This window comes from Roseofilum capinflatum BLCC-M114 (assembly GCF_030068505.1).
Classification (GTDB): domain Bacteria; phylum Cyanobacteriota; class Cyanobacteriia; order Cyanobacteriales; family Desertifilaceae; genus Roseofilum; species Roseofilum capinflatum.
In genome coordinates this window covers 31,882-55,550 of sequence record NZ_JAQOSO010000015.1, presented here as the reverse complement: position 1 = coordinate 55,550, position 23,669 = coordinate 31,882, and the positions used below count along the sequence as shown (strand labels likewise).

At 46.7% G+C, this 23,669-nt stretch carries 24 protein-coding genes; 13 read left to right on the top strand and 11 right to left on the bottom strand.

Annotated features, from left to right (window positions below; all coding sequences use genetic code 11):
- Positions 1-24 precede the first annotated feature (24 nt).
- The 3 genes from PMG25_RS04080 (at position 25) to PMG25_RS04070 (ending at position 4,359) form a co-directional block, all read left to right on the top strand.
- Positions 25-3,549 carry a hypothetical protein gene (locus PMG25_RS04080; RefSeq protein WP_283765633.1) on the top strand — a complete coding sequence of 1,175 codons (3,525 nt, stop codon included), beginning with the start codon at positions 25-27 and terminating at the stop codon, positions 3,547-3,549.
- 67 nt (positions 3,550-3,616) lie between these two features.
- Entirely contained in the window at positions 3,617-4,036 is a 420-nt protein-coding gene (locus PMG25_RS04075) for an element excision factor XisH family protein (protein WP_283753768.1), read from the top strand.
- Entirely contained in the window at positions 4,024-4,359 is a 336-nt protein-coding gene (locus tag PMG25_RS04070) for a XisI protein (RefSeq protein WP_283765632.1), read from the top strand. The genes PMG25_RS04075 and PMG25_RS04070 overlap by 13 nt, the downstream gene beginning before the upstream one ends.
- Before the next feature lie 103 nt (positions 4,360-4,462).
- Here PMG25_RS04070 and PMG25_RS04065 read toward each other — a convergent pair whose 3' ends face one another.
- Positions 4,463-4,795, bottom strand: coding sequence for a ribbon-helix-helix domain-containing protein (locus tag PMG25_RS04065; protein WP_283765631.1), 333 nt, complete (start codon positions 4,793-4,795; stop codon positions 4,463-4,465).
- Between the two features lie 396 nt (positions 4,796-5,191).
- Here PMG25_RS04065 and PMG25_RS04060 point away from each other — a divergent pair, with 396 nt between their 5' ends.
- The 5 genes from PMG25_RS04060 to PMG25_RS04040 all read left to right on the top strand — a co-directional run bounded on the left by PMG25_RS04060 (position 5,192) and on the right by PMG25_RS04040 (position 11,549).
- Complete coding sequence (locus tag PMG25_RS04060) at positions 5,192-5,728, top strand: HNH endonuclease (protein WP_283765630.1); 537 nt, start codon at positions 5,192-5,194, stop codon at positions 5,726-5,728.
- A gap of 15 nt (positions 5,729-5,743) precedes the next feature.
- Positions 5,744-6,130, top strand: coding sequence for an alr0857 family protein (locus PMG25_RS04055; protein ID WP_283765629.1), 387 nt, complete (start codon positions 5,744-5,746; stop codon positions 6,128-6,130).
- Positions 6,131-6,357: 227 nt separating this feature from the next.
- A complete protein-coding gene (locus PMG25_RS04050; protein WP_283765628.1) occupies positions 6,358-9,420 on the top strand; it encodes a PAS domain S-box protein in 3,063 nt (1,020 codons plus the stop codon).
- 87 nt (positions 9,421-9,507) lie between these two features.
- Positions 9,508-11,013, top strand: coding sequence for an adenylate/guanylate cyclase domain-containing protein (locus PMG25_RS04045; RefSeq protein ID WP_283765627.1), 1,506 nt, complete (start codon positions 9,508-9,510; stop codon positions 11,011-11,013).
- A gap of 188 nt (positions 11,014-11,201) precedes the next feature.
- Entirely contained in the window at positions 11,202-11,549 is a 348-nt protein-coding gene (locus PMG25_RS04040; protein WP_283765626.1) for a hypothetical protein, read from the top strand.
- 32 nt (positions 11,550-11,581) lie between these two features.
- Here PMG25_RS04040 and PMG25_RS04035 read toward each other — a convergent pair whose 3' ends face one another.
- The gene (locus PMG25_RS04035) at positions 11,582-12,946 is read right to left on the bottom strand and encodes an AMP-binding protein (RefSeq protein WP_283765625.1); all 1,365 of its coding nucleotides are present in this window, start codon (positions 12,944-12,946) and stop codon (positions 11,582-11,584) included.
- The gene (locus PMG25_RS04030; protein ID WP_283765624.1) at positions 12,943-13,497 is read right to left on the bottom strand and encodes a 3'-5' exonuclease; all 555 of its coding nucleotides are present in this window, start codon (positions 13,495-13,497) and stop codon (positions 12,943-12,945) included. Before PMG25_RS04030 ends, PMG25_RS04035 begins: the two co-directional genes overlap by 4 nt.
- Before the next feature lie 134 nt (positions 13,498-13,631).
- On the opposite strand from PMG25_RS04030, the gene PMG25_RS04025 reads away from it, so the two are divergent.
- From PMG25_RS04025 to PMG25_RS04015, 3 genes are all read left to right on the top strand, one after another.
- Positions 13,632-14,189, top strand: coding sequence for a chromophore lyase CpcT/CpeT (locus PMG25_RS04025; protein ID WP_283765623.1), 558 nt, complete (start codon positions 13,632-13,634; stop codon positions 14,187-14,189).
- 97 nt (positions 14,190-14,286) lie between these two features.
- Entirely contained in the window at positions 14,287-15,156 is an 870-nt protein-coding gene (locus tag PMG25_RS04020; protein ID WP_283765622.1) for a bile acid:sodium symporter family protein, read from the top strand.
- A gap of 7 nt (positions 15,157-15,163) precedes the next feature.
- A complete protein-coding gene (locus tag PMG25_RS04015; RefSeq protein WP_283765621.1) occupies positions 15,164-15,577 on the top strand; it encodes a DUF1622 domain-containing protein in 414 nt (137 codons plus the stop codon).
- A gap of 48 nt (positions 15,578-15,625) precedes the next feature.
- Here the strand turns inward: PMG25_RS04015 and PMG25_RS04010 are convergent, their stop codons facing one another.
- The 3 genes from PMG25_RS04010 to PMG25_RS04000 all read right to left on the bottom strand — a co-directional run bounded on the left by PMG25_RS04010 (position 15,626) and on the right by PMG25_RS04000 (position 18,389).
- Entirely contained in the window at positions 15,626-16,015 is a 390-nt protein-coding gene (locus tag PMG25_RS04010; RefSeq protein ID WP_283765620.1) for a PDDEXK family nuclease, read from the bottom strand.
- Between the two features lie 57 nt (positions 16,016-16,072).
- Entirely contained in the window at positions 16,073-17,188 is a 1,116-nt protein-coding gene (locus tag PMG25_RS04005; RefSeq protein WP_347178740.1) for a glycosyltransferase, read from the bottom strand.
- A 226-nt stretch (positions 17,189-17,414) separates the two neighbouring features.
- Positions 17,415-18,389 (bottom strand): GDP-mannose 4,6-dehydratase, encoded by a 975-nt coding sequence (locus PMG25_RS04000; RefSeq protein WP_283765618.1) that lies wholly within the window; start codon positions 18,387-18,389, stop codon positions 17,415-17,417.
- Between the two features lie 332 nt (positions 18,390-18,721).
- On the opposite strand from PMG25_RS04000, the gene PMG25_RS03995 reads away from it, so the two are divergent.
- Together PMG25_RS03995 and PMG25_RS03990 are read left to right on the top strand one after the other, a co-directional pair.
- Positions 18,722-19,198, top strand: a complete 477-nt coding sequence (locus PMG25_RS03995; protein ID WP_283765617.1) for a nitrate reductase associated protein — start codon at positions 18,722-18,724, stop codon at positions 19,196-19,198.
- Complete coding sequence (locus tag PMG25_RS03990; RefSeq protein ID WP_283765616.1) at positions 19,195-20,007, top strand: alpha/beta fold hydrolase; 813 nt, start codon at positions 19,195-19,197, stop codon at positions 20,005-20,007. The genes PMG25_RS03995 and PMG25_RS03990 overlap by 4 nt, the downstream gene beginning before the upstream one ends.
- Before the next feature lie 48 nt (positions 20,008-20,055).
- Here the strand turns inward: PMG25_RS03990 and PMG25_RS03985 are convergent, their stop codons facing one another.
- The 5 genes from PMG25_RS03985 to carA form a co-directional block, all read right to left on the bottom strand.
- The gene (locus tag PMG25_RS03985; protein WP_283765615.1) at positions 20,056-20,337 is read right to left on the bottom strand and encodes a DUF1816 domain-containing protein; all 282 of its coding nucleotides are present in this window, start codon (positions 20,335-20,337) and stop codon (positions 20,056-20,058) included.
- Positions 20,338-20,437: 100 nt separating this feature from the next.
- Positions 20,438-21,388: a 23S rRNA (guanosine(2251)-2'-O)-methyltransferase RlmB gene (gene rlmB / locus PMG25_RS03980; RefSeq protein ID WP_283765614.1), complete on the bottom strand. Its 951-nt coding sequence runs from the start codon at positions 21,386-21,388 to the stop codon at positions 20,438-20,440.
- 72 nt (positions 21,389-21,460) lie between these two features.
- On the bottom strand, positions 21,461-21,877 hold the full coding sequence (locus tag PMG25_RS03975; protein WP_347178739.1) for a Mini-ribonuclease 3: 417 nt from the start codon (positions 21,875-21,877) through the stop codon (positions 21,461-21,463).
- A gap of 61 nt (positions 21,878-21,938) precedes the next feature.
- On the bottom strand, positions 21,939-22,334 hold the full coding sequence (locus PMG25_RS03970; RefSeq protein WP_347178738.1) for an STAS domain-containing protein: 396 nt from the start codon (positions 22,332-22,334) through the stop codon (positions 21,939-21,941).
- Between the two features lie 133 nt (positions 22,335-22,467).
- The gene (gene carA / locus PMG25_RS03965) at positions 22,468-23,616 is read right to left on the bottom strand and encodes a glutamine-hydrolyzing carbamoyl-phosphate synthase small subunit (RefSeq protein ID WP_283765612.1); all 1,149 of its coding nucleotides are present in this window, start codon (positions 23,614-23,616) and stop codon (positions 22,468-22,470) included.
- Between the last annotated feature and the right edge of the window lie 53 nt (positions 23,617-23,669).

Genomic DNA, 23,669 nt, shown 5'->3' with positions numbered 1-23,669 from the left:
GAACTATCCAAGGAGAAAAAACTGATGCCTGTTAATCCTGTTGGTGCTGAATTTCTGGTGAATACCACAACTACCGATTTCCAAGACGCACCCGAAGTTGCACTGGATGCAAATGGTAATGCTGTCGTCACTTGGACAAGTTTTGGTCAAGATGGCAGCGAATCGGGAGTGTATGGCCAGCGTTATGATAATGCAGGCTCTCCTCAAGGTGGAGAATTCCAAGTCAATACCACAACCGAAGACTTCCAATTTTCGCCTTCAATTGCCTTCGCTCCCAATGGCAACTTTGTCATTACTTGGACAAGCTTTAATCAAGATGGTAGTGAAAATGGAGTCTATGCCCAACGCTATGGTAGTGATGGCTCCCCGCAAGGTGGAGAATTCCAAGTCAATAGGACAACTGAGAGCTTCCAGGAATCATCTTCCGTTGCTCTAGATGCCAATGGCAACTTTGTCATTGCTTGGTCTAGTTTCGATCAAGATGGAGACCTTAACGGCATTTTTGCCCAACGCTATGACAGTAATGGAACTCCCCAAGGCTCGGAATTCCAAGTCAATACTTTTACCACTGATTTCCAAAGTTTCCCCTCCATAGGCATGGATAACAGTGGTAATTTTATTGTCGCATGGCAGAGCAACGGCCAAGATGACAGTGGTGAAGGCATTTATGCTCAACGCTATGACAATACCGGTAATCCAGTTGGCAGCGAGTTTAGAGTCAATACCTTGACTACCGGCGATCAGCGTAACCCATCCGTCTCCATGAATGCCAGTGGGCAATTTGTGATTACTTGGGAAAGTATGAATCAAGACGGCAGCCTAGAAGGGGTTTTTGCCCAACGCTATGGCAGTGATGGTAATCCCATGGGCGCGGAATTTCAGGTGAATACCACCATCATTGCCGAACAGCTTGCTCCAGAAGTGAGCATGGATAATGATGGTAGCTTTATCATCACTTGGGAGAGCGGTCTTCAAGATGGTAGCGGGCGAGGAGTTTATGCTCAACGCTATGATGCTCAAGGGCAACCCGATGGTGAAGAATTCCAGGTTAATACCTTTACCGATCGCGATCAACGCAATCCCGATATTGCCCTAGGAGGGAATGGACAAGTCGCTATTGTTTGGGAAAGCGAAGAACAAGATGGCGATGGCACAGGTATTTACGCCCAACGCTACCTCACCAGCACCACACCAACCCCGACTCCAACCCCCACACCCACACCGGGAACGCCACCCGATTTAGTCTGGGCTAGGAGTATTGGCAACAGCCTAATCGATGAAGGTGCTTTACTCTCTACAGATAGTGCGGGTAATATTTTTTCTGTTGGTAATTTCCAGCAAAATATCGACATTAATGGCGATGGAACCCTCGATCTGATCGATCGCGATCGAGAACGCGACCTCTACCTGACGAAATTTACCAATGATGGCTCTGTACTTTGGGGAACTGAGCTGAATGGAACTGGTCAACAAGGTACTCATTTCTTGAGCAACATCGCTACCGATAGTGCTGGCGATGTATTGATCATCGGTTCTTTTGCTAGTTCAACATCCCTTGACCTCAATGGAGATGGTATCGCCGAACTCACCAATAATTCTGCCAACTTTTTCAGCCCTTACATTGCTAAATTTAACAGCAATGGGACTTTGGCTTGGGCTAAATCCATACAAAATGTTCCCAGTATCAGTGGTGATAACAGTCGTGGTTTTGGTATTGCTACAGACAACTCGAATAATATCTTTATCTCTGGCACGTTCACCGGAAGCATCGATATTGACGGAGATGGCACTGCCGATCTTACCAGTGCTGGAGGCGACGATCCCTACATTGCCCGATTGGATAGTAATGGTAACTTAGCATGGGCTAACACGATTGGAGGCAGTGGTAATAATGAATTGGGAAGTGGCGTTACTACGGATAATTTGGGCAATCCGATCGCCACGGGAACGTTTCAAGGTGCGATCGATATTGATGGTGATGGAGCGATCGATCTGACCAGTGCTGGCGGTAATGACGCTTACATTGTTAAGTTTAACAGCAATGGCGCTCTCGCTTGGTCTACCAGTATCGGCAATGACGATACCGTATTCGGTGATAACGAATTTGGTATCGCGATCGCCACCGACAATGCCGGAAATGTCTTTACGACTGGTTTCTTTGGGGGCAATATCGATATTGATGGAGATGGTACTCTCGACCTCATTGGTGCTGAACTTGGCAATACTTACTTGGCTAAATTTAATAGTGATAGCACATTTGCCTGGGCACATAATTTAGGCACAAATATTGGTCAAGCACAAATCACCACTGACAGCAAGGGTAATGTATTTGTCAGCGGCCGGTTTGAAGGAGCGCACGACTTAAATGGAGATGGAGTTGCTGATGTAACCAGCGCTGGCGGCGGAGATGCTTACATTGCTCAGTTTAACAGCAATGGTTCCCTAGATTGGGCAACAAATGTTGGCAGCACTAGCGAAGATTTTGGCGTTCAGCTTGCCACAGATCCCGGCGATAATCTGATTGCCACTGGAACGTTTAGAGAGAACATCGATATTGATAATGATGGCATTGTTGACTTACTCAGTGCTGGAGATGGAGATGGCTATATTATTAAACTTAGTACCGGATCAGATCTCCCAACCCCGACTCCAACCCCAACCCCGACTCCGACTCCGACTCCAACTCCGACTCCAACTCCAACTCCAACCCCAACCCCGACACCTACTCCGACTCCAACACCACCTCCAGTTCCCACTCCATCACCGACTCCAACACCTCCGATCGCACCAACTCCATCACCAACTCCTCCTTCCGATCCTTCTGCCCCACCATCGCCTTCTCCAGCACCCTCCCCACAACCGGGAGATCCAATGTTATCTCCCCCTATCGGGACTCCAGGAAGTGATGTATTAATAGGAAGTGCAAATAACGACAACATGCAGGGCTTAGGCGGTAACGACCAACTGCATGGTCTGGGAGGCGATGATGTCATTAATGGCAATACCGGTAATGACTTCGTGAGTGGAAACACTGGAAATGACAACGTTTTCTGCGGTCAAGGCAATGATACCGGTCATGGGGGCCAAGGTAATGATTTTGTCAGTGGCGATCGCGGTGACGATGCCGTTCGAGGCGATCGCGGTGATGATATCGTGAGCGGTGGCGACGGTAATGATGTAGTTCATGGAGGACAAGGGAATGATTTCCTCAGTGGTGGACTCGGAAATGATTTCCTCGTCGGCGATTTTGGTACTGATATTCTCAACGGTGGAGAAGGTGCGGATGCCTTTGTCTTGCGCGTGAATACCAGCAATACCAACATCAATAATGCCGATATCATTCAAGATTTCCAGGTTGGCATCGATCAAATTGTCCTTACTGGTAATCTCAGCTTTTTCAACCTGTCCATTTTCTCCACTAGCAATAACAGTACCGTGATTAGTGTCAATGGCAGCAATCAAGTCTTGGGAATTGTCAATAATACCAGTTCATCCGTCTTTACTGCTTCCTCATTTATCAGTGTGTCCTCGTTTAATGGCTTGTCCTAGTCAGGTTTTGAGTCAATCTATATCCGATATGGTATAACTTTCATAGTCTGCCAAAACTCTCCCTTACATGCCTGCAAAGGATCTCTATCACGATCTCGTTGTCCAACTTCTCATTGATGAAGGTTGGACAATTACGGACGATCCCCTCTATTTATCTTATGGAGGTCGGGATTTATTTGTGGATCTGGGAGCAGAACGAAGTGCGATCGCCGCGCAAAAGGGAAATCTTAAGATAGCTGTGGAAATTAAAAGTTTCCTCAAGTCTTCTCCAGTCACCGATCTGGGCGATGCGCTAGGACAATATGGAATATATCAAAGCATCCTGGCAGAGCTGCAACCGGAACGGATGCTCTATCTTGCAGTTCCCAAACGAACCTATGAAACAATTTTGACGGAAAAGTTAGGTCAGCTTATTGTAAGAAATTGGGATATCAAACTGATCGTTTTTGATGAAGTGGCAAGGAGATCGATCCAATGGATACCCTAGAGAACTATCGCGAATTGGTGCGTAATCTGATCCTCAAATATGGGCAATATAAACCCTCTAATGGGGAGATTGAGCCGGAGGTTATCCTGGATTTGGAGCGCGATCGCTATGAATTAATGCATGTAGGTTGGGATAACCAACGGCGCGTCCATGGTTCCGTGATTCATATTGATATTATTGACGGCAAAATCTGGATTCAACACGACGGAACCAATATTTCTGTAGCCGAAGAGTTGGTAGAACTAGGCGTTCCCGCAGAGGATATTATTTTAGGCTTCCATCCTCCCTATGTGCGTCAATACACAGATTTTGGCGTGGCTTGAAGAAAGAAAGGATCAATCCGATGACAGCACCCCGCGATCGCAATCCATCTGGGCAGGACGATCGCGGGGTACATTGTGGCTTATTGTTTCATTCAGGATGGGGTTATGGCAGGGCGTGGGGACTGAGGGGCACAAATTCCCCGTGATGGGTGAGACCGAGTAACATGGGTTGATTGGGGTGAATGGGGTTGCCGGTAATGGCACAGCGTTCTTCTTGATGGGCGATCGCCTCTATCGTAGAGCGAATGTCTTCCGGATGATAGTGACATTGATAGTCATCCGATCGCTGTTGCACATAGTTCCAGAGAATATCTCGCACCATAGCTTGATAGCCCTGATTGCCAGCCAGCTTCTTGAGCTGTTGTTTGAGTTCTTTTTCCAAGCGAATGCTTGTCACTTCCATGTCGGTTGTGGATGTTCTTGGGAGGGTGTACATGATTTTTTTCCTCAATGGGTGGACAACTCTGTAATATCAGTGTAGTATTTAAAAGTCAATCCTTACATCTTGCAGCCAAAAATTCCTGTGATTCCTGATTTTTCCCCATCAACCCACCTATGCCCTAGCCGCGATCGACACGGCTTCAGTGGCTTAGGTCTCTATGGAGAGACAGGGGATTGGGGTCAGAAAATGGGAGCGATCGGAATGTCTTGCGGTTTGAGAAATTATTCTGAACCCTTAAATCCCATAATTGCGGATGTGCTAGAGACAAACATCCGAACTGATCAGCGAAGCCAAAGGTACAAATTTCAGAGTGTACCTGGGTAAAACTCAAAGCATTCTCCTGTTGTGTTTACCCCCGCTTCGTTCCTAAGCCGAAGCGGGGGTGATTTTATGAGGAACTTAGTCGTGACCAGTGCAACCCATGTTTTAAGTCAATCGGTGGTAGTATTCTCTAAAAACTACCTGCCTGTCAGCCGAATTAATCTCAAACGGGCGATCGCCCTTTTGGTCACCGGAAAAGCGGAACCCCTGGATTTGGTCAAAGGACAACAATGGATGGTTCGCTCTCCTAATTTAGTGCTGATGGTTCCTGAACATATCCGATTGACTTTTGCGGGGACAGAGGGCATTTGGAAAACGCCTCCCGTTAACCGTAAAGAACTGTTGCGGCGAGATAAACATATGTGCCAATACTGTGGCTATAAGAAGAATTTGACCATCGATCATGTGATCCCTCGGTCAAAAGGAGGTCAACATACTTGGGATAATGTGGTGATCGCTTGTGGATCTTGTAATTCTCGAAAGGGCGATCGCACCCCAGAACAATCCGGCCTCAAACTCCGAACTCAACCGAAAGCCCCGATCCACCCGGCCGTGGTATTTGCGGAACAGTTCTGGCGAGAACATCAAAGAGACCTGGATGCGTAAGGAGGCAAAGACAGCATGTTGAAGTTAACCTATTTAGACAATGATTTTCATCTAGAGCGCTTTGCTACCTCCCTGGAAGATTGGGTGACTGCTCGCTTAACCTTCCTGTTGCGCGTTGGTGAACCCATCTCGTTGGAAAAAACTACAGCCTCTTTCCTATTGCCTGCGGATTTACGGGAAATGCGGTTGTTAGAGAGCCAGGTACGCCATCAGGTGGATAACCGGATTACCTTAGATCGGGTAGATTGCGATTATATGGAAGTAACCTTGCAAGGCACTTGGTTGACCTCGAACCCCCAAGCAGAAGAAGGGATGTTCTTGGTTGAATTGGGCGATCGCACGGAGTTCTTCCTCTTCCATCTCTGGATGGCTTCTCAGACGCAAGCGGCGATGAAAAACTAACCCAAAACGCCACAATGCACCCTGCGATCGCGGGGTGCATTTTTATGCCTATTCATAGCTGGGAACAATCGATCGGGGACAAGGAGAGGACTGAAAGATTAACGAAATGGAGATTTGCCAGTATCATAAACATAAATCAGACTTAGCCCAGGTTGTACATTCAAGCACAATAGACAGACTTGTGATTGTGCTTCAGTGTCCTATTGTTATCTTGGGAATTTGCACTTATGCTTTATCCTCCCCCCTCTTCATCTGTTCACGTGATGATCGCTCATCCTCAACCCGAAGCGTTAGCTTGGCTCTCTGAGTTTTTAATCGAACAAGGGTATCAGGTTGAATGGGTCACGGATTTGGCTCAAGTCCTGCCCTTGGTTGAGGCAGTCGATCCCAGTTTAATTATCTTAGAAGTCGGTCTCTCTAGCTTTCTCTCCTTAGACGCTTGTGGGATTCTCAGTTCCCATCCAGAGTATGGAAATATACCAATTTTAGCGATTAATTCTTCCGGTGCTGCGGTAGACAGAATCAAGGTGTTTGAAGCTGGAGTGAGAGATTACCTGGTCTCTCACTCCAGCTTAATTGAACTGCGTGTTAAAGTCGAGAGTTATATCGACCATCAAAGAATACACCAAGAAAACCGTACTTTAAATGAGCTTTTAGCGATGTTTGGAGCAATCGATGAACTCATCATCGTCTTCAATCCAGATGGTGAGTGCATTAAAGTTGCACCGACTCAATATGCAATGCAGTTCAATCATTTTGATCCCCATTCATCTTACTTAAATGACAAGATACAGAGCCTACTTCCCCCTGAACTGGTTAACTTGAAGCGCTATTGGACTCGATATGTTATTGAACACCAAGAAACCATAGAAAACCTGGAATATTGTTGGCCTATTCAAGAAAAAGACTATTGGTTTATGGGTACAATTTCTCCCTTAACCCAGAATACTGCCATTTGGGTTTGCCGTGATATTACTGATCAAAAAGAGTCAGAAAAGAAACTCGGATTATTAGAGCGAGCGATCGCCGCCAGCACCAATGGTATTATTATTAGTGACTCCACGAAACCAGGCAATCCGATTGTCTATGTCAATCCAGGATTTGAAAAACTAACCGGTTATACCGAAGCGGAAATTCTCGGTCGCACTTGTAGTATTTTGCAAGGAGAAGATCGAGATCAACCCGACTTAGCTCTTTTAAGACAAGCCCTAAAAGAGAAAAAAAATTGCCAAGTCACCCTCAAAAATTACCGCAAAGACGGTACAGTATTTTGGAACGATCTGTCCTTGTCTCCCGTTTTTAATGAGCAACAAAAATTACTCTATTATATTGGCGTGCAAACTGATGTTACAGACCTGAAATTAGCCAAAGATCGCCTAAACGAACAATATCGTTTATTGCAGCAAGAAATAGAAGAACGCAAACGGATTGAATTAGCCCTACGAGAAAGTGAAACCAAGTACCGTCAATTAGTCGATTGTGCTAACAGCCTGATCATAAAAATCGATCGCCAGGGTAACATTCTCTTTTTTAACGAATTTGCCCAAAACTTTTTTGGTTATACAGAAGCCGAAATTCTTGGCAAAAATATCAAAGGCACAATTGTTCCTGTTAAAGATACAGAGGGGCATACATTATATCCTATAATTGATGATATTTTAGAGCATACAGAAAAGTATCGGATCTATGAAAACGAAAACCAACTCAAGAATGGCGATCGCGTGTGGATAGAATGGACAAATCGTATTCTCTACCATGAGTCAGGAGAAGCGATGGGTATCCTGAGTGTTGGTATGGATGCGACAGCTCGCAAACAAACTCAAATCGCCCTACAAAGCGCGAAACAAGCAGCCGAAATTGCCAATCAGACCAAAAGTCAATTTATTGCTCGCATGAGCCATGAACTACGCACTCCCCTGAATGCGATTTTAGGCTTTACCCAAATTGTTAAACGTGAAGTAAGTTTAACTTCTGAATATCAAGAGTATCTAAACATTATCAATCGCAGTGGCGAACACTTATTAGAACTGATTAATGATATTCTGTCCTTATCAAAAATTGAAGCCGGTAAAATTAGTCTCGAAGAAACCTGTTTTAATCTGTATCGATTAGTTGATGAAGTAAAAGATGTGTTAAAACTGAAAGCTGACGAGAAAGGACTCGTCATATCAGTCACCCTCGCTCCGAATGTTCCCTCCTGGGTCATCACCGATCAGGGGAAACTCCGTCAAATCTTAATGAATTTATTATCCAATAGTCTAAAATTCACCCATATCGGAGAAGTCCATCTTCGGGTGTTTCCAACTCCCGATCGGCAGCATCCCCTGATCCAAGATTATATCTGGGAAGTTCAAGACACTGGAGAAGGAATAGCCTCGGAGGAATTGCCTTTATTATTTGAACCCTTTATGCAAACCACCTCCGGTCTCAATTCTGGACAAGGGACGGGATTAGGTTTGACCATTTGTAAACAACTGCTGCAACTGATGGGGGGGAATATTTGGGTATCTTCGGAGGTGGGAGTGGGGACATTAGTGAGTTTCCAGATCCCTTTGCGAACAGCACAACCAGAAGAGATTCCCAAACAGATACCGGAAAAACAGGCGATCGCCTTAGCTCCGAATCAACCCGCCTACCGCATTTTAGTCGTTGATGACCATTGGGAAAATCGGCGACTGCTTTTAAAGCAGCTCCAACCCCTAGGATTTCAGGTACTCGAAGCCGAAAATGGTCAGCAAGCCTTAGAGCTGTGGAGAAATGGGTCTCCTGATTTGATCTGGATGGATTTACGAATGCCAGTCATGGATGGTTATTCAGCCGCTCGCTCTATTCGTCAGCAAGAGCAACAGGAGACTAGCACCTCTGCTATTCCCATTTTAGCCCTCACAGCCAGTGCTTTAGAAGAAGATCAAGCCTTAATTGAAGAGGCTGGATGTAATGAATTAGTCCATAAACCAGTTTCACAAGCAGTTTTATTAGAAAAAATTCGGGATTATTTAGGGGTTGAGTATATCTACACTTCCTCCCATACTGAGGAAAATATGGAACATCGAGTTCACCCAACCGATGGTATTTTAAGTGGAGAGCAGTTAATGGGGATGCCGATCGATTGGCTGATGGCGTTACATCAAGGGGCAACTGAAGCCGATGAAGACTCGATCTCGAAGCTCCTGCAAGAGATTCCAGATACTCAGTCTAATTTACGGGAGGCGATCGCTGGTTTACTCCATGATTACCGTCTCGATCGCATTCTCGATGCCACAGTAGAGGCGATCGAGGCTCTAAGATAGTAGTGTTATAACGGGAAAGAAGCGATCGAGGCTCTGGAATTTTGGCCATTTATACACAGCTCCCCTTTCTTCTTGGGAATTTAGATCATGCAGGATCACACCACTTTACACTCTTGTCAGGATATTTTAGTCGTTGATGATAACCCAAATAATATCCGCTTTTTATCCCACATTCTCACACAACAAGGATATCGTGTCCGTAAAGCCATTAATGGTGAATTAGCCATCAATGCTGTGCGCTCTTCTCAACCCGATTTGATCCTGGTCGATATTATGATGCCTCATATAGATGGCTACGAACTCTGCGAACAAATTAAATCCGACCCTCAATATCGATCGATTCCCGTTATTTTTGTCAGTGCATTAAACGGTGAATTAGATAAGAAACGAGCCTTTCAAGTAGGTGGAAGCGATTACATCACGAAACCGATTCAAGTTGAAGAAGTTCTCTCTAAAATCAACATTCAATTAAGTCTACTTAATTTGCAAAACCTCCTCAAAGAACACGCTCAAGCTCGCAAACAAGCTGAAGAAAATTATCGCAGTATTTTTGAAAATGCTATTGATGGCATGTTTCAAACCAATCCAGAGGGTAAATTTATTAAAGCCAATTTAGCCCTAGCTAAACTCTATGGATATGATTCGCCCCAGGAACTGATCCAGGCAGTTTCTGATGTTAATCAAGATTTTTATGTCCGTCCTCAACGTCGAGATGAATTCTTAGCCTATATGGAGCTTTATGATTATGTGGAGGAATTTGAATCAGAAATTTATTGCAAGAATGGAGATAAAATTTGGATTTCTGAAAGTGTTCGTAAAATTACCAATAACCAGGGAGAACTGCTATATTTTGAAGGAACTGTACGCAACATCACAGAAAAACGAAAGATGGAAGAGGAGTTGCGAAAACAAAGAAGAATGTCCGAGGAACTCCTCTTAAATATTTTGCCCCAATATATTGCTGAAAAGTTAAAAAAAAATCGTCATACCATTGCCGATCATTTACCTGAAGCTACAGTTTTGTTTGCAGATTTAGTCGGCTTTACTGAGCTATCTGCCCAACTCGATTCTACTGATTTGGTAACCTTACTCAATGAAATTTTTTCCAGTTTCGATAAACTGACCAAGCATTATGGACTCGAAAAAATTAAAACCATCGGCGATGCTTATATGGTGGTGGGCGGATTACCGGTTCAGCCCCATCCAAAGCCAGATAACTCGGTTGAGAGGGTAGCTAAATTGGCTTTAGCCATGCAACATAAGATCAAAGAGTTTCATCGCCCTTTGACCCTAGAAAAAGAGATGGAAACCTTTAAAAATCGACCCTTTCAATTACGGATTGGCATGAATACAGGCCCAGTTGTCGCGGGTGTGATTGGGATGAGTAAATTGCAATTGGATTTGTGGGGAGATACGGTGAATGTAGCTTCTCGCATGGAATCCCAGGGTTTACCCGGTAAAATTCAAGTTACCCAAGCTACTTACGATCAGCTCAAATACAGATTTAAATTGGAAAAACGTGGAATATTTAATGTAAAAGGTCGAGGGAAAATGACTACCTATTGGTTACTGGATGAATACGGACTTGAGTGATGAGATCTTTTACTTATCGTTTAGGTCAAGTGGCTAGTGGATCGTGAAAGCTCTCTCTGAACTCTCCCCCATCTGGTTATTGCTATGTTTAGACAGATTTTTTGCTAAAATATTAATAAATTGTTAAGATAGCTTATACATACCCCTGGTTGGGTTGCCACAGGGGATTGCTAGAAGGGGATTGCCCTATGACAATTGAACAATCGTTTTACCAGCAACTCCGTCAGCGAGGATACTGGGATCAGACCGATAGATTATCGGCTCGCGATCCCCAGAGTACCTTAGCCTTAGCTTGGTCAAATCCGAATTTGACCAGAGATCCTGGCACGATGTACAAACTGGTTTGGCTTCTATCTTCGACTAACCGACGGAAACGGCTTAGTGCTATTGATTTACGGATTTTAGACCGTACCGCGACAGATTTAGCGACTCAAGGTCAACTGCTACCTGCGACTAAATCTTATGTTAAGTATTTGTGGCAGCAAGTTTATACCCAAGAATATTCCCAAGCTCCTGTCCATGAAGATTGCAGTTAGGTTGAACACTGGGGAGGCTCCAGACGTGGAGATTACCCATTACCAGGGCTTGGGGCGATAAGGTCTTGCAAGGCGGCTTGATTGAGTTTACCTTGGGCAGATCTGGGAAGCTGCTGGACTGCTATCCAAGTTTTTGGCTGCTTATAGGGGCTGAGATGGGGGGCGATCGCCTCTTTTAGGGCCGCTTCCAAAGTCTCTAAAGTTACTCTATTATCCTTGGGCACATACACCGCCGTGACTTGTTCTCCCCAGTCTGCATCAGGAATCCCCATGACGGCTACATCCTGCACCCATTGTGTTGCTAAGATTGCAGCTTCCACTTCCTGGGGAAAAACTTTTTCGCCTCCGGTGATAAGGGTCTGACTGTGGCGACCCAGAATATACAGATAGTTTTGGTTGTCAAAGTAACCAATATCATCCGTTAAGAAAGGACGATCGCCGAAAAATGGATGGGGAAAATAGCCTAGAGCTAGGGATGAAGAGGCGATCGCCACTCGTCCCGTTTGCAGTGCCGGTAAGGGGTTCCCCCGATCATCTTGGATAACGATCTGAGCATGGGGTAGGGGTTGACCGCAACTGATATTTTCAGTCCTATTCCCAGCCCAAAAGCGATCGGGTTTCAAGGTTGCCACTTGCGACGCAGTTTCCGTCATCCCATAAGTCAGGGCAACGGGTATTTTAGCTGTTTTTGCCTGTTCCAGCAACTCCGGCCAAGCAGGCGCTCCTCCCAACAGCACCGCCCGAAATTGAGATAAATGAGAGCAAGACTGGGATAACAAGCGCTTGAGTTGGGTGGGAACCAGAGAAATAAAGTAATTTTGGGGATCAAACGGCAGGGAACCGCTAAGAGAGCGATAAGGTAAAAGGGCTAAAGTGCCCCCCGTGAGCAAGGAGCGCATCACTTGCATTAGTCCACTGACATGATAGAGAGGAAGGGTGCAACAACAGTGGATGGGATGATTTTCTGCACCGTTAAAATAGTGGGTAAACCCTGCAACTGAAGCGCCCAGAGTTTCCCAAGTATGCATGGTAAAGCGAATCTTACCCGACGATCCCCCAGTCGCAATCATCACCCTACCAGGAAAAGGAGGCGGGGGCGATGATTTTACCGGAGAACAGGGAACCGTTCCCCAAATGAGTTGGGGTTGTACCTGTTGCCAAACTTGTTGCCATTCTGAAGCTTTCCACTGGGGGTTACCCAAAAAAACTGGGGTTTGGGTGGCAAGAGCGGCGAAAAACCCCGCTAGGAAGGGGACGGGTTCAGATTCATTGAGCAGGAGTCTGGGGGGTGTGGTATATTCGCGCAGATGCTGATATTTTTCCCAGAATAGGGGATAAAGGCGATCGCCTTGGGGACAGATGAGATCAAAGGATTGGACTAAATTGGCGATCGTCATTCTTGTCTATACGCTTTCATCAAATGGGCCAGAATATGGGCAATATTCCACGCATCATCAACCCCTCGATGGTGGGTTCCCATCAGGGGAAGATTGAGCAGTTCTAAAGCTTGTGCCATTCCCACTTCCTTCGGTAAACCATAGAGAACTGCCAGCAGCGTTTTAATATTAATATGCCGAGTGCTAAAGGGATAGGGCACTTGCAGCATTTGACATTGCTTCTCAAACTGAGTCCGGTCATAGTTGCCATAACTGGCCCAAATTCGGTTATGGGTATGATACTCACTTTTCAGGCGATCGCACGCTTCCCGAAAGCTCACTCCCGTATCCACTTGCTCTTGAGTTAACGTGGTCAGTTGAGTACAAAACTCACTCACTGTTGAGAGCATCGGCTTCACCAAAATACTCTCCTTCTCTAAGGGTTGGCATAGCTGGAAATCCACCGTAGCAATCCCCACTTCAATAATCTCATGGTGTTGACCCGGTGGCGATCGTTTTCGCCAGCAGGTGGCTTCAATATCAATGACAACGATTTGATCGAGTTTAGGCATCAGAAATACTCTTTAAGTTTTGGGCGAAGATTGAAGCTCGTCTTGGACATCGATCCAACCGGCGATCGCAGCGATCGCTCCAGTAGATGAGTTAAGGCTAAAATGGCTAGAGGTGAAGTCACTCAACAGGCAAAATGTCTTTAAGTCAACTGGCAGATTACTTATCTGGGACATGGGAAAATCGGAAACAAGCATTAGATCAACCGGCATGGTATGTCCATTTACGCCTCTGGCATCAACCGTTACCCTTTTTAATTGACGGGTGTTTTGCCCTATTTGCCGAACAAGCACCCAAAGTTAACCTAAATCAACCCTATCGTCAACGGGTGATGATTTTACGGTCTACACCATTGCCTCAAGAATGGCAAGTGGAATATCGACAGTTAAAAGATCCGGGACGGTTTCGGGGAGCAGGAAGTCATCCCACCCAGCTTGAGTCCTTATCCCCATCAGATTTAATTCCTTTACCCGGTTGTCTACTGATTGTCAAGCAACAAAAACAAACCTTTATGGCCCAACCTCCCACGGATGCAATCTGTACATTTGAATATCAGGGCAAAACGCGACAAGTGGTACTCGGCTTTGAAGTGACTTCAGAGGAATTTAAAAGCTACGATCGCGGAGTAGATCGAGAAACGGGTCAATCTCTCTGGGGTGCTATTTTAGGGCCCTATGTTTTCCAGAAGGTATAACGCTGCGCTCTAGGCAATAGGGAAGAATTTTTTCATTAACGGACTCAGAGATGGTCAATTCTTTGGTGTATAGTCTTTCTATTTACTCAACTCAGCCATGTCTATTGACCTCGATATCCAAGCCATTTTGAGCAGTTATGCTCGTCTCACCCTATTTATTCTGATGTTATCGATTGGGCTTTCCCAAGGCCATAAGAACCTCTCCCTACTCTGGCGAAAACCCAATTTACTGATCCGGTGTTTGTTAGCCTCGTTTCTTTTCGTTCCCTTAGCCGCGATGGTCATTGAGCTAATTATTCCCATGAGTTTTTCCGTGCGAGTGGGTTTAGCCACCATGGCCATTTGTCCTGGCGCACCAATGATTTACCGCAAGTTGCTCAAGGGTCGCGCTCTGCCGGATCTGGCGGGTAGCTTTCAGGTCACTACAGCTCTATTAGCTGTTTTAGTGGTTCCCCTCTGGATGAGTGTGATTTCAGCTCTTTACCCAGCTAATGCAACGGTTGATGTGGCAACGGTGTTTAAGCAGGTGGCGGAAGCTCAATTTATGCCCATTGCCGTGGGTTTAGCCTTTCACGAGTGGCTGCCCGGTCTAGCGGAGGATTTAGAGCAACCCGTTTTTAAAATCGGTAGCTTTTTACTCCTAGGGATGTTAGTTGTCATTCTGGCAGTTGCTTTGCCGAAAGTGCTGACCGCAGGGGTTCTGCCGGTTCTGGGTGCGGTGTTGTTTGCTGCTTCATGTTTGCTGATTGGTCATTTCTTGGGCGGGCCGGAACCCGAAAGTCGTCTGACCATTGCGGTGGCGAATAGCACTCGTAATGCGGGACTTGCCCTGGCTATTGCGACAGCTAACTTTACCGATCCGGGGATCTTAGGGGCGATCGCCACCTATGCATTATTCTCTTCCTTAGCTGGCGGGATTTACTCGAATCTCTATCAGAAGAAACTAGCCCAACAAGAACAAAAATAATAAACCTATGGAATGGATACATCATGTTGAAGAAGCCTTTAGTGGCTGTATTCAAATTCTTCAACTGGCCTTTGAGATGATGGCAGTCTTTTGTATTCTCCTTGGTTTAGTGCAAACCCTTCGATTAGCCGTGAAGCTAATGCATCAAATTAGGCTGACGACTTATGGAGATGCAGAAACTCCGTTTGTGCTGCTGCGGATTAAATTGGGGTCTTGGCTGGCTTTGGCGCTGGAGTTTCAGCTAGGAGCGGATATTTTAGCCACAACGGTTGCACCGAGTTGGGAAAGTCTGGGAAAATTAGGGGCGATCGCCATCATCCGCACGTTCCTCAATTATTTCTTGAATCAGGAATTAGTGGAACAAGTACAATTACGAGAGAAACTCAAGGAGACAACCTCTGGCGATCGGGGGAAGGAATAATTAATGAAAAATTAATAATTAAAACTTTACCCATTCAAGATTTAAGTCCTAACTGGCTCGGTCGTCGATTTGCTGTACAGATACATCGATCGCCTCGACATCAATTGTGCCATCGGGAGTCAGTCGGGTAAACTTGCCAGAGGACACTTGCAGGGGTTCCCCGCAACCGGGACAGCGAACCTGAGTGTTATTTAAGGCTGGAAATGAGGTCTGGCACACGGGACAGGAAGACTCAATTAGGTTTCGTTGCAACCACCAACGCAAACCAATGAGGAGAACAACAGGGGCGATCGCCAATAAGACAATCAGAATCAGAATCGAATGGACGATCCAGCCCAAGCCTACCGATCCTAACAGCCAAACTCCCCCAAAAATGGCTAACCAAAAGCCAATACCGGATAGGTTAATCTGAAGTTTCTTCCAGTCGTCTAAGTTCACGATCGCCTCCTTCTGGGGTCTGTCTTCTTCTAGGATAATGGCTCAGTTGACCAATTGTCAGTCATGGAGAAGTTGAGCTAACCGTTGGCTAAAGGCCGGTTTTCCAAACCCTTCTAGAGCTTGTTCCCGTAACCAAGAACCGTCACAACGGCGATCGCCTCCTTGCAGAATTTCGATACAGGCTTTTGCTACCGCTTCCGGGTCTCGGTAGGGCACTTGCCAGCCCAAACGACCATCCTGTAAGGGATCGGCGGAACCATCATTATCCCCAGATAACACGGGAACACCACAAGCCATCGCTTCAAGATATACAATGCCAAATCCTTCTTGGGAGGGCATAATATAAGCGTCTGCGAGACGGTAATGATCGACCAAGGCCTCATCGGGGACAAACCCGGCAAATACGACGCGATCGCTCACTCCTAGATCTTCTGCTAATTTCTCCAACCGGGGGCGATCGTCTCCCCGTCCAATCACCAAATACTTCACATCTGCGATCGCATGGGCAATTTTCGGCAGCGCTCGGATCGTCACATCCACCCCCTTATAAATATCCCCACTCCACAACCGAGCAACCGTCATCAGCACCTTAGCTTTCTCCAACTGGTAACCTTGTATCAACTCCTGATTTTTTGGCCCTGGGGTAAACCCATCTCCATCGATCGCACAGGGAAGCAATTCAAATTTCTGGCGATCGAGGTTATTATTCGCACTCGTCTGATCCCGACTATAGCGGCTAATCGTCCAAATCCATTCCGCTTTTTGCAGTGCATTGCGATACTTAGCTTCTAAAGGCTCCCAAGCTTCCTTACCATAGGTCAAAACCGTATAGGGAATCCCCAAAGGCTGACATAAGATTTGGATCAAGGGCGCTAAATACACATGGCCACAAAACACCCGATGGGGCCGTTTTTGCAGCAAATGGAGAAACAGCGTACTCGCTAAATGGGTGCGACCTAACCAAGCTTGTTCTTTTTTGAAATAATAAAACTTCAGACCCGGTTTACCCTCAAAGGGATTATCACATCCCGCAGGATCTCGCAAAAGATAAACTTCAGCCCTTTTTTCCGGATGTTGAGCGGACAATTCAACATAACCCCTGAGAATATCTTTCACATAGGATTGGATACCTCCTTCCAGGCTAAAAATTTCCAAAAACACAAATATATCCATGGCAATTAGGGAATAGGGAATAGGGAATAGGGAATAGGTATATAGCAAACCTAAATGAGTTATGTAATGGCTGCCCCTCATCCCCCAGCCCCTTCTCCCGCAGGCGCTGCCCTGAGCGAAGCCGAAGGGAGAAGGGGAGCAGAAGTCCCTCTCCCGTGGGAGAGGGATTTAGGGAGAGGGCATTTCCCGTTGCACGATTCATTTAGACTAGCTATATAGATCCCTATCACCCTATCTCCCCTTCTTTTAATAACTCTAAATCCTGTCGTACCATTTTCTCAATCAATTGCCCAAAACTCACCTGGGGATTCCATCCTAATTTTGTCTTGGCCTTGGTGGGATTAGCCACCAATTGGAAATGCTCATCTTGGCGCAAAAACTTCGGATTAATCGTTACATAATCCTCCCAATTCAAATCCACACAAGCAAACGCCGCAGCCACCAAATCCTGAACGCTGTGGAGCTTTCCCGTCCCAATTACATACTCTTCCGGCTCGTCTGCTTGCAACATTCGCCACATGGCTTCCACATGATCGCCTGCATAGCCCCAATCTCGTTTTGCTTCTAAACTTCCCATCTCTAAATTTTCTCTCAAACCCAACTTAATCGAAGCAGCCGCTAAAGACACTTTACGGGTGACAAAATTTCTCGGTCGGCGGGGAGATTCATGATTATATAAAATTCCGCTACAGGCAAATAAACCATACCGTTCTCGATGATGTACCATTGTCCAATGGGCATGAAGTTTAGCCGCCGCATAGGGATTTTTCGGTCGAAATGCCGTTTCTTCATCCTGGGGAGAACAGCGCACATCGCCAAACATTTCCGAACTACTGGCCTGATAAAATCGGGTGTTTAAATTGGCTTGGCGTACCGCATCTAATAGCCGCGTAGCTGTTCCCGTCACCAAGTCCAATGTCCCTAGCGGATCGCTCCAAGAAGCGGGAACAAAACTAGGAGCCGCTAAATTATAAATTTCATCCGGCTGTTTTTGGGCAACCATCTCAATCAGGGCATCACTATCGGTTAACTTCACCGGATACACTTCAATTTGTTCGGCTAACTCGCCCAATTTTGAGATATTCTGAGTTCGCTCTGGAGGGACTAACCCCACCACATGATATCCTTTTTTTAATAATAATTGGCTCAAGTAGTAACCATCTTGTCCGGTAACTCCTGTGATTAGTGCAGTTTTGGTCATAGAATGGCTCAATGTCCTCTTGTGAGCCGCAAAGGTATTTTTACAAAACTTGTAGGGGCTTTCCAGCCCTATCGCTTTGCGACGTGAACGCCCCTATATCATATCTGTTTCCTAATTCAAATGACTATATAGCAAACCTAAATGAGTTATGTAATGGCTGCCCCTCATCCCCCAGCCCCTTCTCCCGCAGGAGAAGGGGAGCAGAAGTCCCTCTCCCAAGGGAGAGGGATTTAGGGAGAGGGATTAGGGAGAGGGCATTGTCTGTTGCACAACTTAGACTAGCTATAGAGGTTTGCTACACTCTTATAGAAACCCTTAACAACCGATCCTTCATGAGTGAGAATCAGGGCAACAACCTATCGTTTTTTAAGTTTGAAACCGATTTTGTGCAAGACCTGCGCTGTATTCCCATGCAGGTACGGATGAAACTCGATAGTTGTGGGGTGAAGCTGAAGTTAACCCATTGGTATCAATTGACGCTAGAGGAAAGAGAGGGGCTGATGGCTGCACCTTGTGAGACTCTGGAGGAGCAGCAGGCCTATCGGCAAGGGTTGCGAGAGTTGATTTTTGCCAAAACAGGAAACTTTCCCAAGGATCTCGATATTGAGCCAGATCCCCCTTGGATGGATGCAACGGCGATCGCCAGAACTGTACTGGAGAAGGCTGAGAGTGTGGGGGTTGATTTGACTCTGGAGCAATGGGCTAGGCTGACTCCAGCGCAACGTTTTGCTTTAATTAAACTCAGTCGTCCGAGTCACGAAAATCATAATTTTGTCCCCGCATTGCGGGAGTTTCAGATTGTGCCATGAGCCAGGAGTTGTTTGTGGAGTCGAAGGGGAAAGGGTTCCCAATTTTGTGTTTACATGGCCATCCGGGTACAAGTGGCTCGATGTCCGTGTTTACCGATCGCCTGTCTCAGCAGTTTTGGACGATCGCCCCAGATTTGCGCGGGTATGGCCGTTCCCCGGCAGGAGGGGAGTTTGAATTGGTCGATCATTTAACCGATCTAGAGATGTTATTGGAGCGGTTACAGATTGGCCCGTTTTTGCTCTTGGGATGGTCTTTAGGAGGCATTCTAGCCCTGGAATTGGCTCTTAGGCATCCGCAACGGGTGAAGGGGTTAATTCTGGTGGCAACAGCAGCTCGGCCCCGTGGCAATCATCCCCCAGTCAGTTGGCTCGATTATCTGTATACAGGGATAGCGGCACTGCTGAATGGCATCAAACCGGGATGGGAGTGGAATATTAACTGCTTTGGGCGGCGATCGCTCTTTCGCTATTTAATCCGCCAACATACACCCCAAGCTTACCGCTATTTAGCCCAAGAAGGCACAAGGGCCTATCTCTCCACTTCTGGGGCGGCCAACCGCGCCCTCAATCGGGCCCTGAGAGAGCGCTACGATCGCCTAAAGCTTATCAATCAGATCCCATGCCCCGCTTTAGTGTTAGCCGGGGCCCAAGATTGTCATATTACTGCCGATTCTAGTTGGGAAACGGCCCAAGCTCTATCCCAGAGCCAATGGCACTGCTATCCAGAAACGGCCCATTTATTTCCTTGGGAAGTCCCTAACCTAGTTTTAGCCGATATTGACCATTGGTTAGACTCTCAGCAATTCTAGGACTTTGGGCAGGTAATAGCTAATGGCTTATTTTCTTTTTGCCTCAGTTTAACCCGTATAGGCAGGAGTCTGCTGCCCATTAATCTCCCCCAAGTCTTCAGAGATAGTCAGAGATTCTGGCTTACATTGTTTAATCACGCTACTGATGCCTTGGGCCGCTTCAGCTTTGAGATCATCTTCATAGCCTTCTTGAGCTTGTTGGGCTTCTTCTTGGCTCTGGAAGGGGCCGAAGTAGTAGGTACAAGCGGGGATTTGTGTTTTGATTTCAATCCAGTAGGCGAAACCAAGGAAATTTTGAGTGTTTACTAACAAGTCTTTGAGGTTATTCATTACTAGCCTGCCTATTGACTCTGCCGATGGACGATAAGGTTGAGCGGACGCAATTGATCGATGGTTGAGTTTCTTTACATTTTGTTATACATTGTGGAATTTATTTTGGCAATTGCTCTGAAAGTTCCAAGGGAGCATTCCACCGTTGCCGGTAAATCTCATAAAGGCTCATGCCAGTGGCTACAGAAGCATTGAGACTGGGGGTATTGCCTTGGAGGGGGATGGAAATGAGGAAATCACAATGGCGTTGGGTCAGCAAGTTTAAACCACTGCCTTCTGAACCAATGACGAGGGCGATCGCTCCCGAAAAGTTGACTTGATGGAGGGCTTCACCCGATTCAGCGACCGTTCCATAAATCCAAAAGCCTGATGCTTTCAATTCTTCCAAGGCCCGCGCCAGATTGACAACCCTAGAAACTGGAAAAGATTCTAAAGATCCGGCGGCTACTTTGACCACGGTAGAGGTGATCCCCACCGCTCGCCGTTGGGGGATCACGAGTCCCTGCGATCCCACCGCTTCAGCCGTGCGAATCATTGCTCCTAGGTTATGGGGATCGGTAATTCCATCAGCAATAACTAAGACTGGATTGGGGGTTTGTTCTTTGGCCCTTTGAACCAGATCTGAGAACTCCATATATTGATAAGGAGCCACCTGAATGGCCACCCCTTGATGGTTCCCCCGATCTGTGATTTGGTCGAGTCGTCGATAGTCTACCTCATCAATGACGGTTCCGTTGGCTTTGGCCTGGTTGAGGAGGGTATGAAAGCGGGAATCATACCTCATTTTGGCCGTAATCCAGACGCGATTAATATGCCGTTCTCCTTTGAGTACGGCCAGCACCGGATGGAGTCCATAAATTAAGTCGGGGTTGGAGTCTTCCTCTACTTCTGGCGATCGCTCTTTGGAGTCTTCTGGCAGGGACTCCTGGGAGGTCTTGGCCGGAGAGGGGCGAGACTTGAGAATGGGTTTAGATTTCCCTTTGATCTGGGGACGCGAAAAGCGTTTCCCCTCAGAGTTTCTTTGAGGACGGGGTTTATGGGATGCTGCCATAGGATTAATCGTATCTAAGGATGTAGTTTGCCGGATGGGTTTTGGCCCTGTCTGTCGAACAGGGCACAGTTCTCACTGTTGATCGAGGTTAAGTGATCCTAATAACTGATGTAATCGAGAGGGATCGCTTAAATAGAGATAGCCAATCAGGGTTTCTAGGCTCGTGGCTTGTTGATAAATTTGGGGGTCTAAGCGTCGGGGGGGACGATGGACGCTGTTGCGTCCCCGTCTAACCATTTCTAGCTCTTGAGAATTTAAGTGGGGGATTAGGGTTTGTAGATGTTGAGCTTGTTGTTCGGCGCGGACTTGTTGGACGACCGCTTGATGATAGAGTTGCGATCGCTTGGGAGGCATCAGGTAATAGGTTCGCATGTACAACTCATACACCGCATCTCCCACATAGGCTAAGGCCGCTGGCGATAACCGTTGCAGATCGATAGGATCGGGAACTAGCGATCGCGGATCGAGTACCACTGACTCCCCCAGCAACAACTCCAACAGGAAGCTATCCAGTAAAAGGACTGGATAGCCGGTTTAAGACCCATCCTGGTCATGACTTCTTAATCGTTTCGAGGGCTTGGTCGATGTTCTCACACACCGAGAGGAACTTTTCTAGGCGAACCAGTTTCACTGTTTGCAATACACGGGCATTGGCAATCACTTGTAGACTTCCTTCTGTATCTTTAGTGGCTTTTTTCACCAGTTGGACTAAAGCTCCTAACCCAGAACTATCAACAAAATCAATCTTCGATAGGTCTAGAACAATATGTGTCGGCCCTTGGTCGATGTAAGAACCGATGGTTTTACGGAATGTGGGTTCAGAAAATGCATCTAGTAAACCCGTGAGGCGAAAAATTTGTGCATTATCCCTGACCTCCCGTGTGCCTCTTAAACTAACGGTCAGGGTGAGTGGTTCAGGCTTAATTCTACCCTCCTTTGATTTCAGATCAAATCAACGTTGAACGTTTCAGGGTTAAACCCCATAAAAAGACCATCAGGATTGGATGGTTGGAGATCTAGATTAACATTTTTACCCTCTGTTGTACCAGACCTCTAACCGAGTCCATCATTACTAGGGGTTAAGCGGCGCGGGCGCTTTCCATGGCTTTAATAAAGTTTTCAAACAGATAATCGGCATCATGGGGGCCAGGACTGGCTTCTGGGTGATACTGAACGGAGAAGATCGGTAGTTCTTTGTGGCGCAGTCCGGCAATGGTTTTGTCGTTTAAGTTGAGATGGGTAACTTCCACTTGGGGATCGAGGGAGTCTCCACTGATGGCAAAGCCATGGTTTTGACTGGTGATCTCGACTTTTTGGGAGAGTCCAGCCGGTTGATTCAGCCCTCGGTGACCGAATTTGAGTTTATAGGTTTGCGCTCCGAGGGAGAGTCCAAGAATTTGGTGACCCATACAGATACCAAACATGGGTTTTCCGGCTTGGATCAGTTGTTTGGCGGTGGCCACACCTTCGGTGACGGCGGAAGGGTCTCCAGGGCCATTGGAGAGGAAGATACCATCGGGGTTATGGCTGAGGATTTCTTCGGCTGGAGTGTTAGCGGGAACGACGATCACCCGGCAACCGTAGCTGGCTAACCGCCGTAGAATATTCCGTTTGACTCCAAAATCGATCGCCACCACGGTATAGGCTGGGGGATTGGTTTTGCTGTCTTTGGGGGTGAATTCCCAGATTTCGGAGGTGGCTTCTGACCATTCGTAGGTCGAGGCGGTGGTCACTTCTTTCACCAGGTTCAGTCCGTTCATGTCGGGGGCTTGTTGCACTTGTTCGAGTAGTTGGCTTTCATCGAGGATTTCGGTGGAGATGCCCCCGTTCATGGCTCCAAAGCCCCGGATTTTGCGGGTTAGGGCACGGGTATCGATGCCGTAAATCCCGATAATATTATGTCGTTTGAGATAGTCCGAGAGGGATTCGGTGGAGCGCCAATTACTGGGAATGGGGCAAATATTGCGGGCGATCGCCCCTTTGACGTAGGGGCGATCGGATTCTTCGTCGTCTAGGTTAACTCCGGTGTTACCCAATTCGGGATAAGTAAAGGTTACAATTTGGCCACAGTAGCTGGGATCGGTGAGGACTTCTTGATAGCCTGTCATTCCCGTATTGAACACAACTTCTCCGAGGGTGGTTCCCGTCGCACCGAAAGACCAACCGCGATAGGCTGTGCCATCAGCAAGGACGAGGAGGGCGGGTTGAGCATCTTTGTTGAGTGGCATAGGCATCAAGCAGGATTAAGAACGCTGGTTATTATCGCACAGGGAAAAAGGAA

Excerpts from the sequence above, each read along its gene's own strand:
- PMG25_RS03985 (WP_283765615.1), bottom strand. The coding sequence starts at position 20,337 with ATGAATAACCTCAAAGACTTGTTAGTAAACACTCAAAATTTCCTTGGT.
- PMG25_RS04080 (WP_283765633.1), top strand. The coding sequence starts at position 25 with ATGCCTGTTAATCCTGTTGGTGCTGAATTTCTGGTGAATACCACAACT.
- PMG25_RS03990 (WP_283765616.1), top strand. The coding sequence starts at position 19,195 with ATGAGCCAGGAGTTGTTTGTGGAGTCGAAGGGGAAAGGGTTCCCAATT.
- PMG25_RS04000 (WP_283765618.1), bottom strand. The coding sequence starts at position 18,389 with ATGACCAAAACTGCACTAATCACAGGAGTTACCGGACAAGATGGTTAC.
- PMG25_RS04045 (WP_283765627.1), top strand. The coding sequence starts at position 9,508 with ATGCAGGATCACACCACTTTACACTCTTGTCAGGATATTTTAGTCGTT.
- PMG25_RS04065 (WP_283765631.1), bottom strand. The coding sequence starts at position 4,795 with ATGTACACCCTCCCAAGAACATCCACAACCGACATGGAAGTGACAAGC.
- PMG25_RS04020 (WP_283765622.1), top strand. The coding sequence starts at position 14,287 with ATGTCTATTGACCTCGATATCCAAGCCATTTTGAGCAGTTATGCTCGT.
- PMG25_RS04070 (WP_283765632.1), top strand. The coding sequence starts at position 4,024 with ATGGATACCCTAGAGAACTATCGCGAATTGGTGCGTAATCTGATCCTC.
- PMG25_RS04025 (WP_283765623.1), top strand. The coding sequence starts at position 13,632 with ATGTCTTTAAGTCAACTGGCAGATTACTTATCTGGGACATGGGAAAAT.
- carA (WP_283765612.1), bottom strand. The coding sequence starts at position 23,616 with ATGCCACTCAACAAAGATGCTCAACCCGCCCTCCTCGTCCTTGCTGAT.
- PMG25_RS04015 (WP_283765621.1), top strand. The coding sequence starts at position 15,164 with ATGGAATGGATACATCATGTTGAAGAAGCCTTTAGTGGCTGTATTCAA.
- PMG25_RS04035 (WP_283765625.1), bottom strand. The coding sequence starts at position 12,946 with ATGACGATCGCCAATTTAGTCCAATCCTTTGATCTCATCTGTCCCCAA.
- PMG25_RS04040 (WP_283765626.1), top strand. The coding sequence starts at position 11,202 with ATGACAATTGAACAATCGTTTTACCAGCAACTCCGTCAGCGAGGATAC.
- PMG25_RS04005 (WP_347178740.1), bottom strand. The coding sequence starts at position 17,188 with ATGGATATATTTGTGTTTTTGGAAATTTTTAGCCTGGAAGGAGGTATC.
- PMG25_RS04060 (WP_283765630.1), top strand. The coding sequence starts at position 5,192 with ATGAGGAACTTAGTCGTGACCAGTGCAACCCATGTTTTAAGTCAATCG.
- PMG25_RS03995 (WP_283765617.1), top strand. The coding sequence starts at position 18,722 with ATGAGTGAGAATCAGGGCAACAACCTATCGTTTTTTAAGTTTGAAACC.
- PMG25_RS04030 (WP_283765624.1), bottom strand. The coding sequence starts at position 13,497 with ATGCCTAAACTCGATCAAATCGTTGTCATTGATATTGAAGCCACCTGC.
- rlmB (WP_283765614.1), bottom strand. The coding sequence starts at position 21,388 with ATGGCAGCATCCCATAAACCCCGTCCTCAAAGAAACTCTGAGGGGAAA.
- PMG25_RS04075 (WP_283753768.1), top strand. The coding sequence starts at position 3,617 with ATGCCTGCAAAGGATCTCTATCACGATCTCGTTGTCCAACTTCTCATT.
- PMG25_RS04055 (WP_283765629.1), top strand. The coding sequence starts at position 5,744 with ATGTTGAAGTTAACCTATTTAGACAATGATTTTCATCTAGAGCGCTTT.
- PMG25_RS04050 (WP_283765628.1), top strand. The coding sequence starts at position 6,358 with ATGCTTTATCCTCCCCCCTCTTCATCTGTTCACGTGATGATCGCTCAT.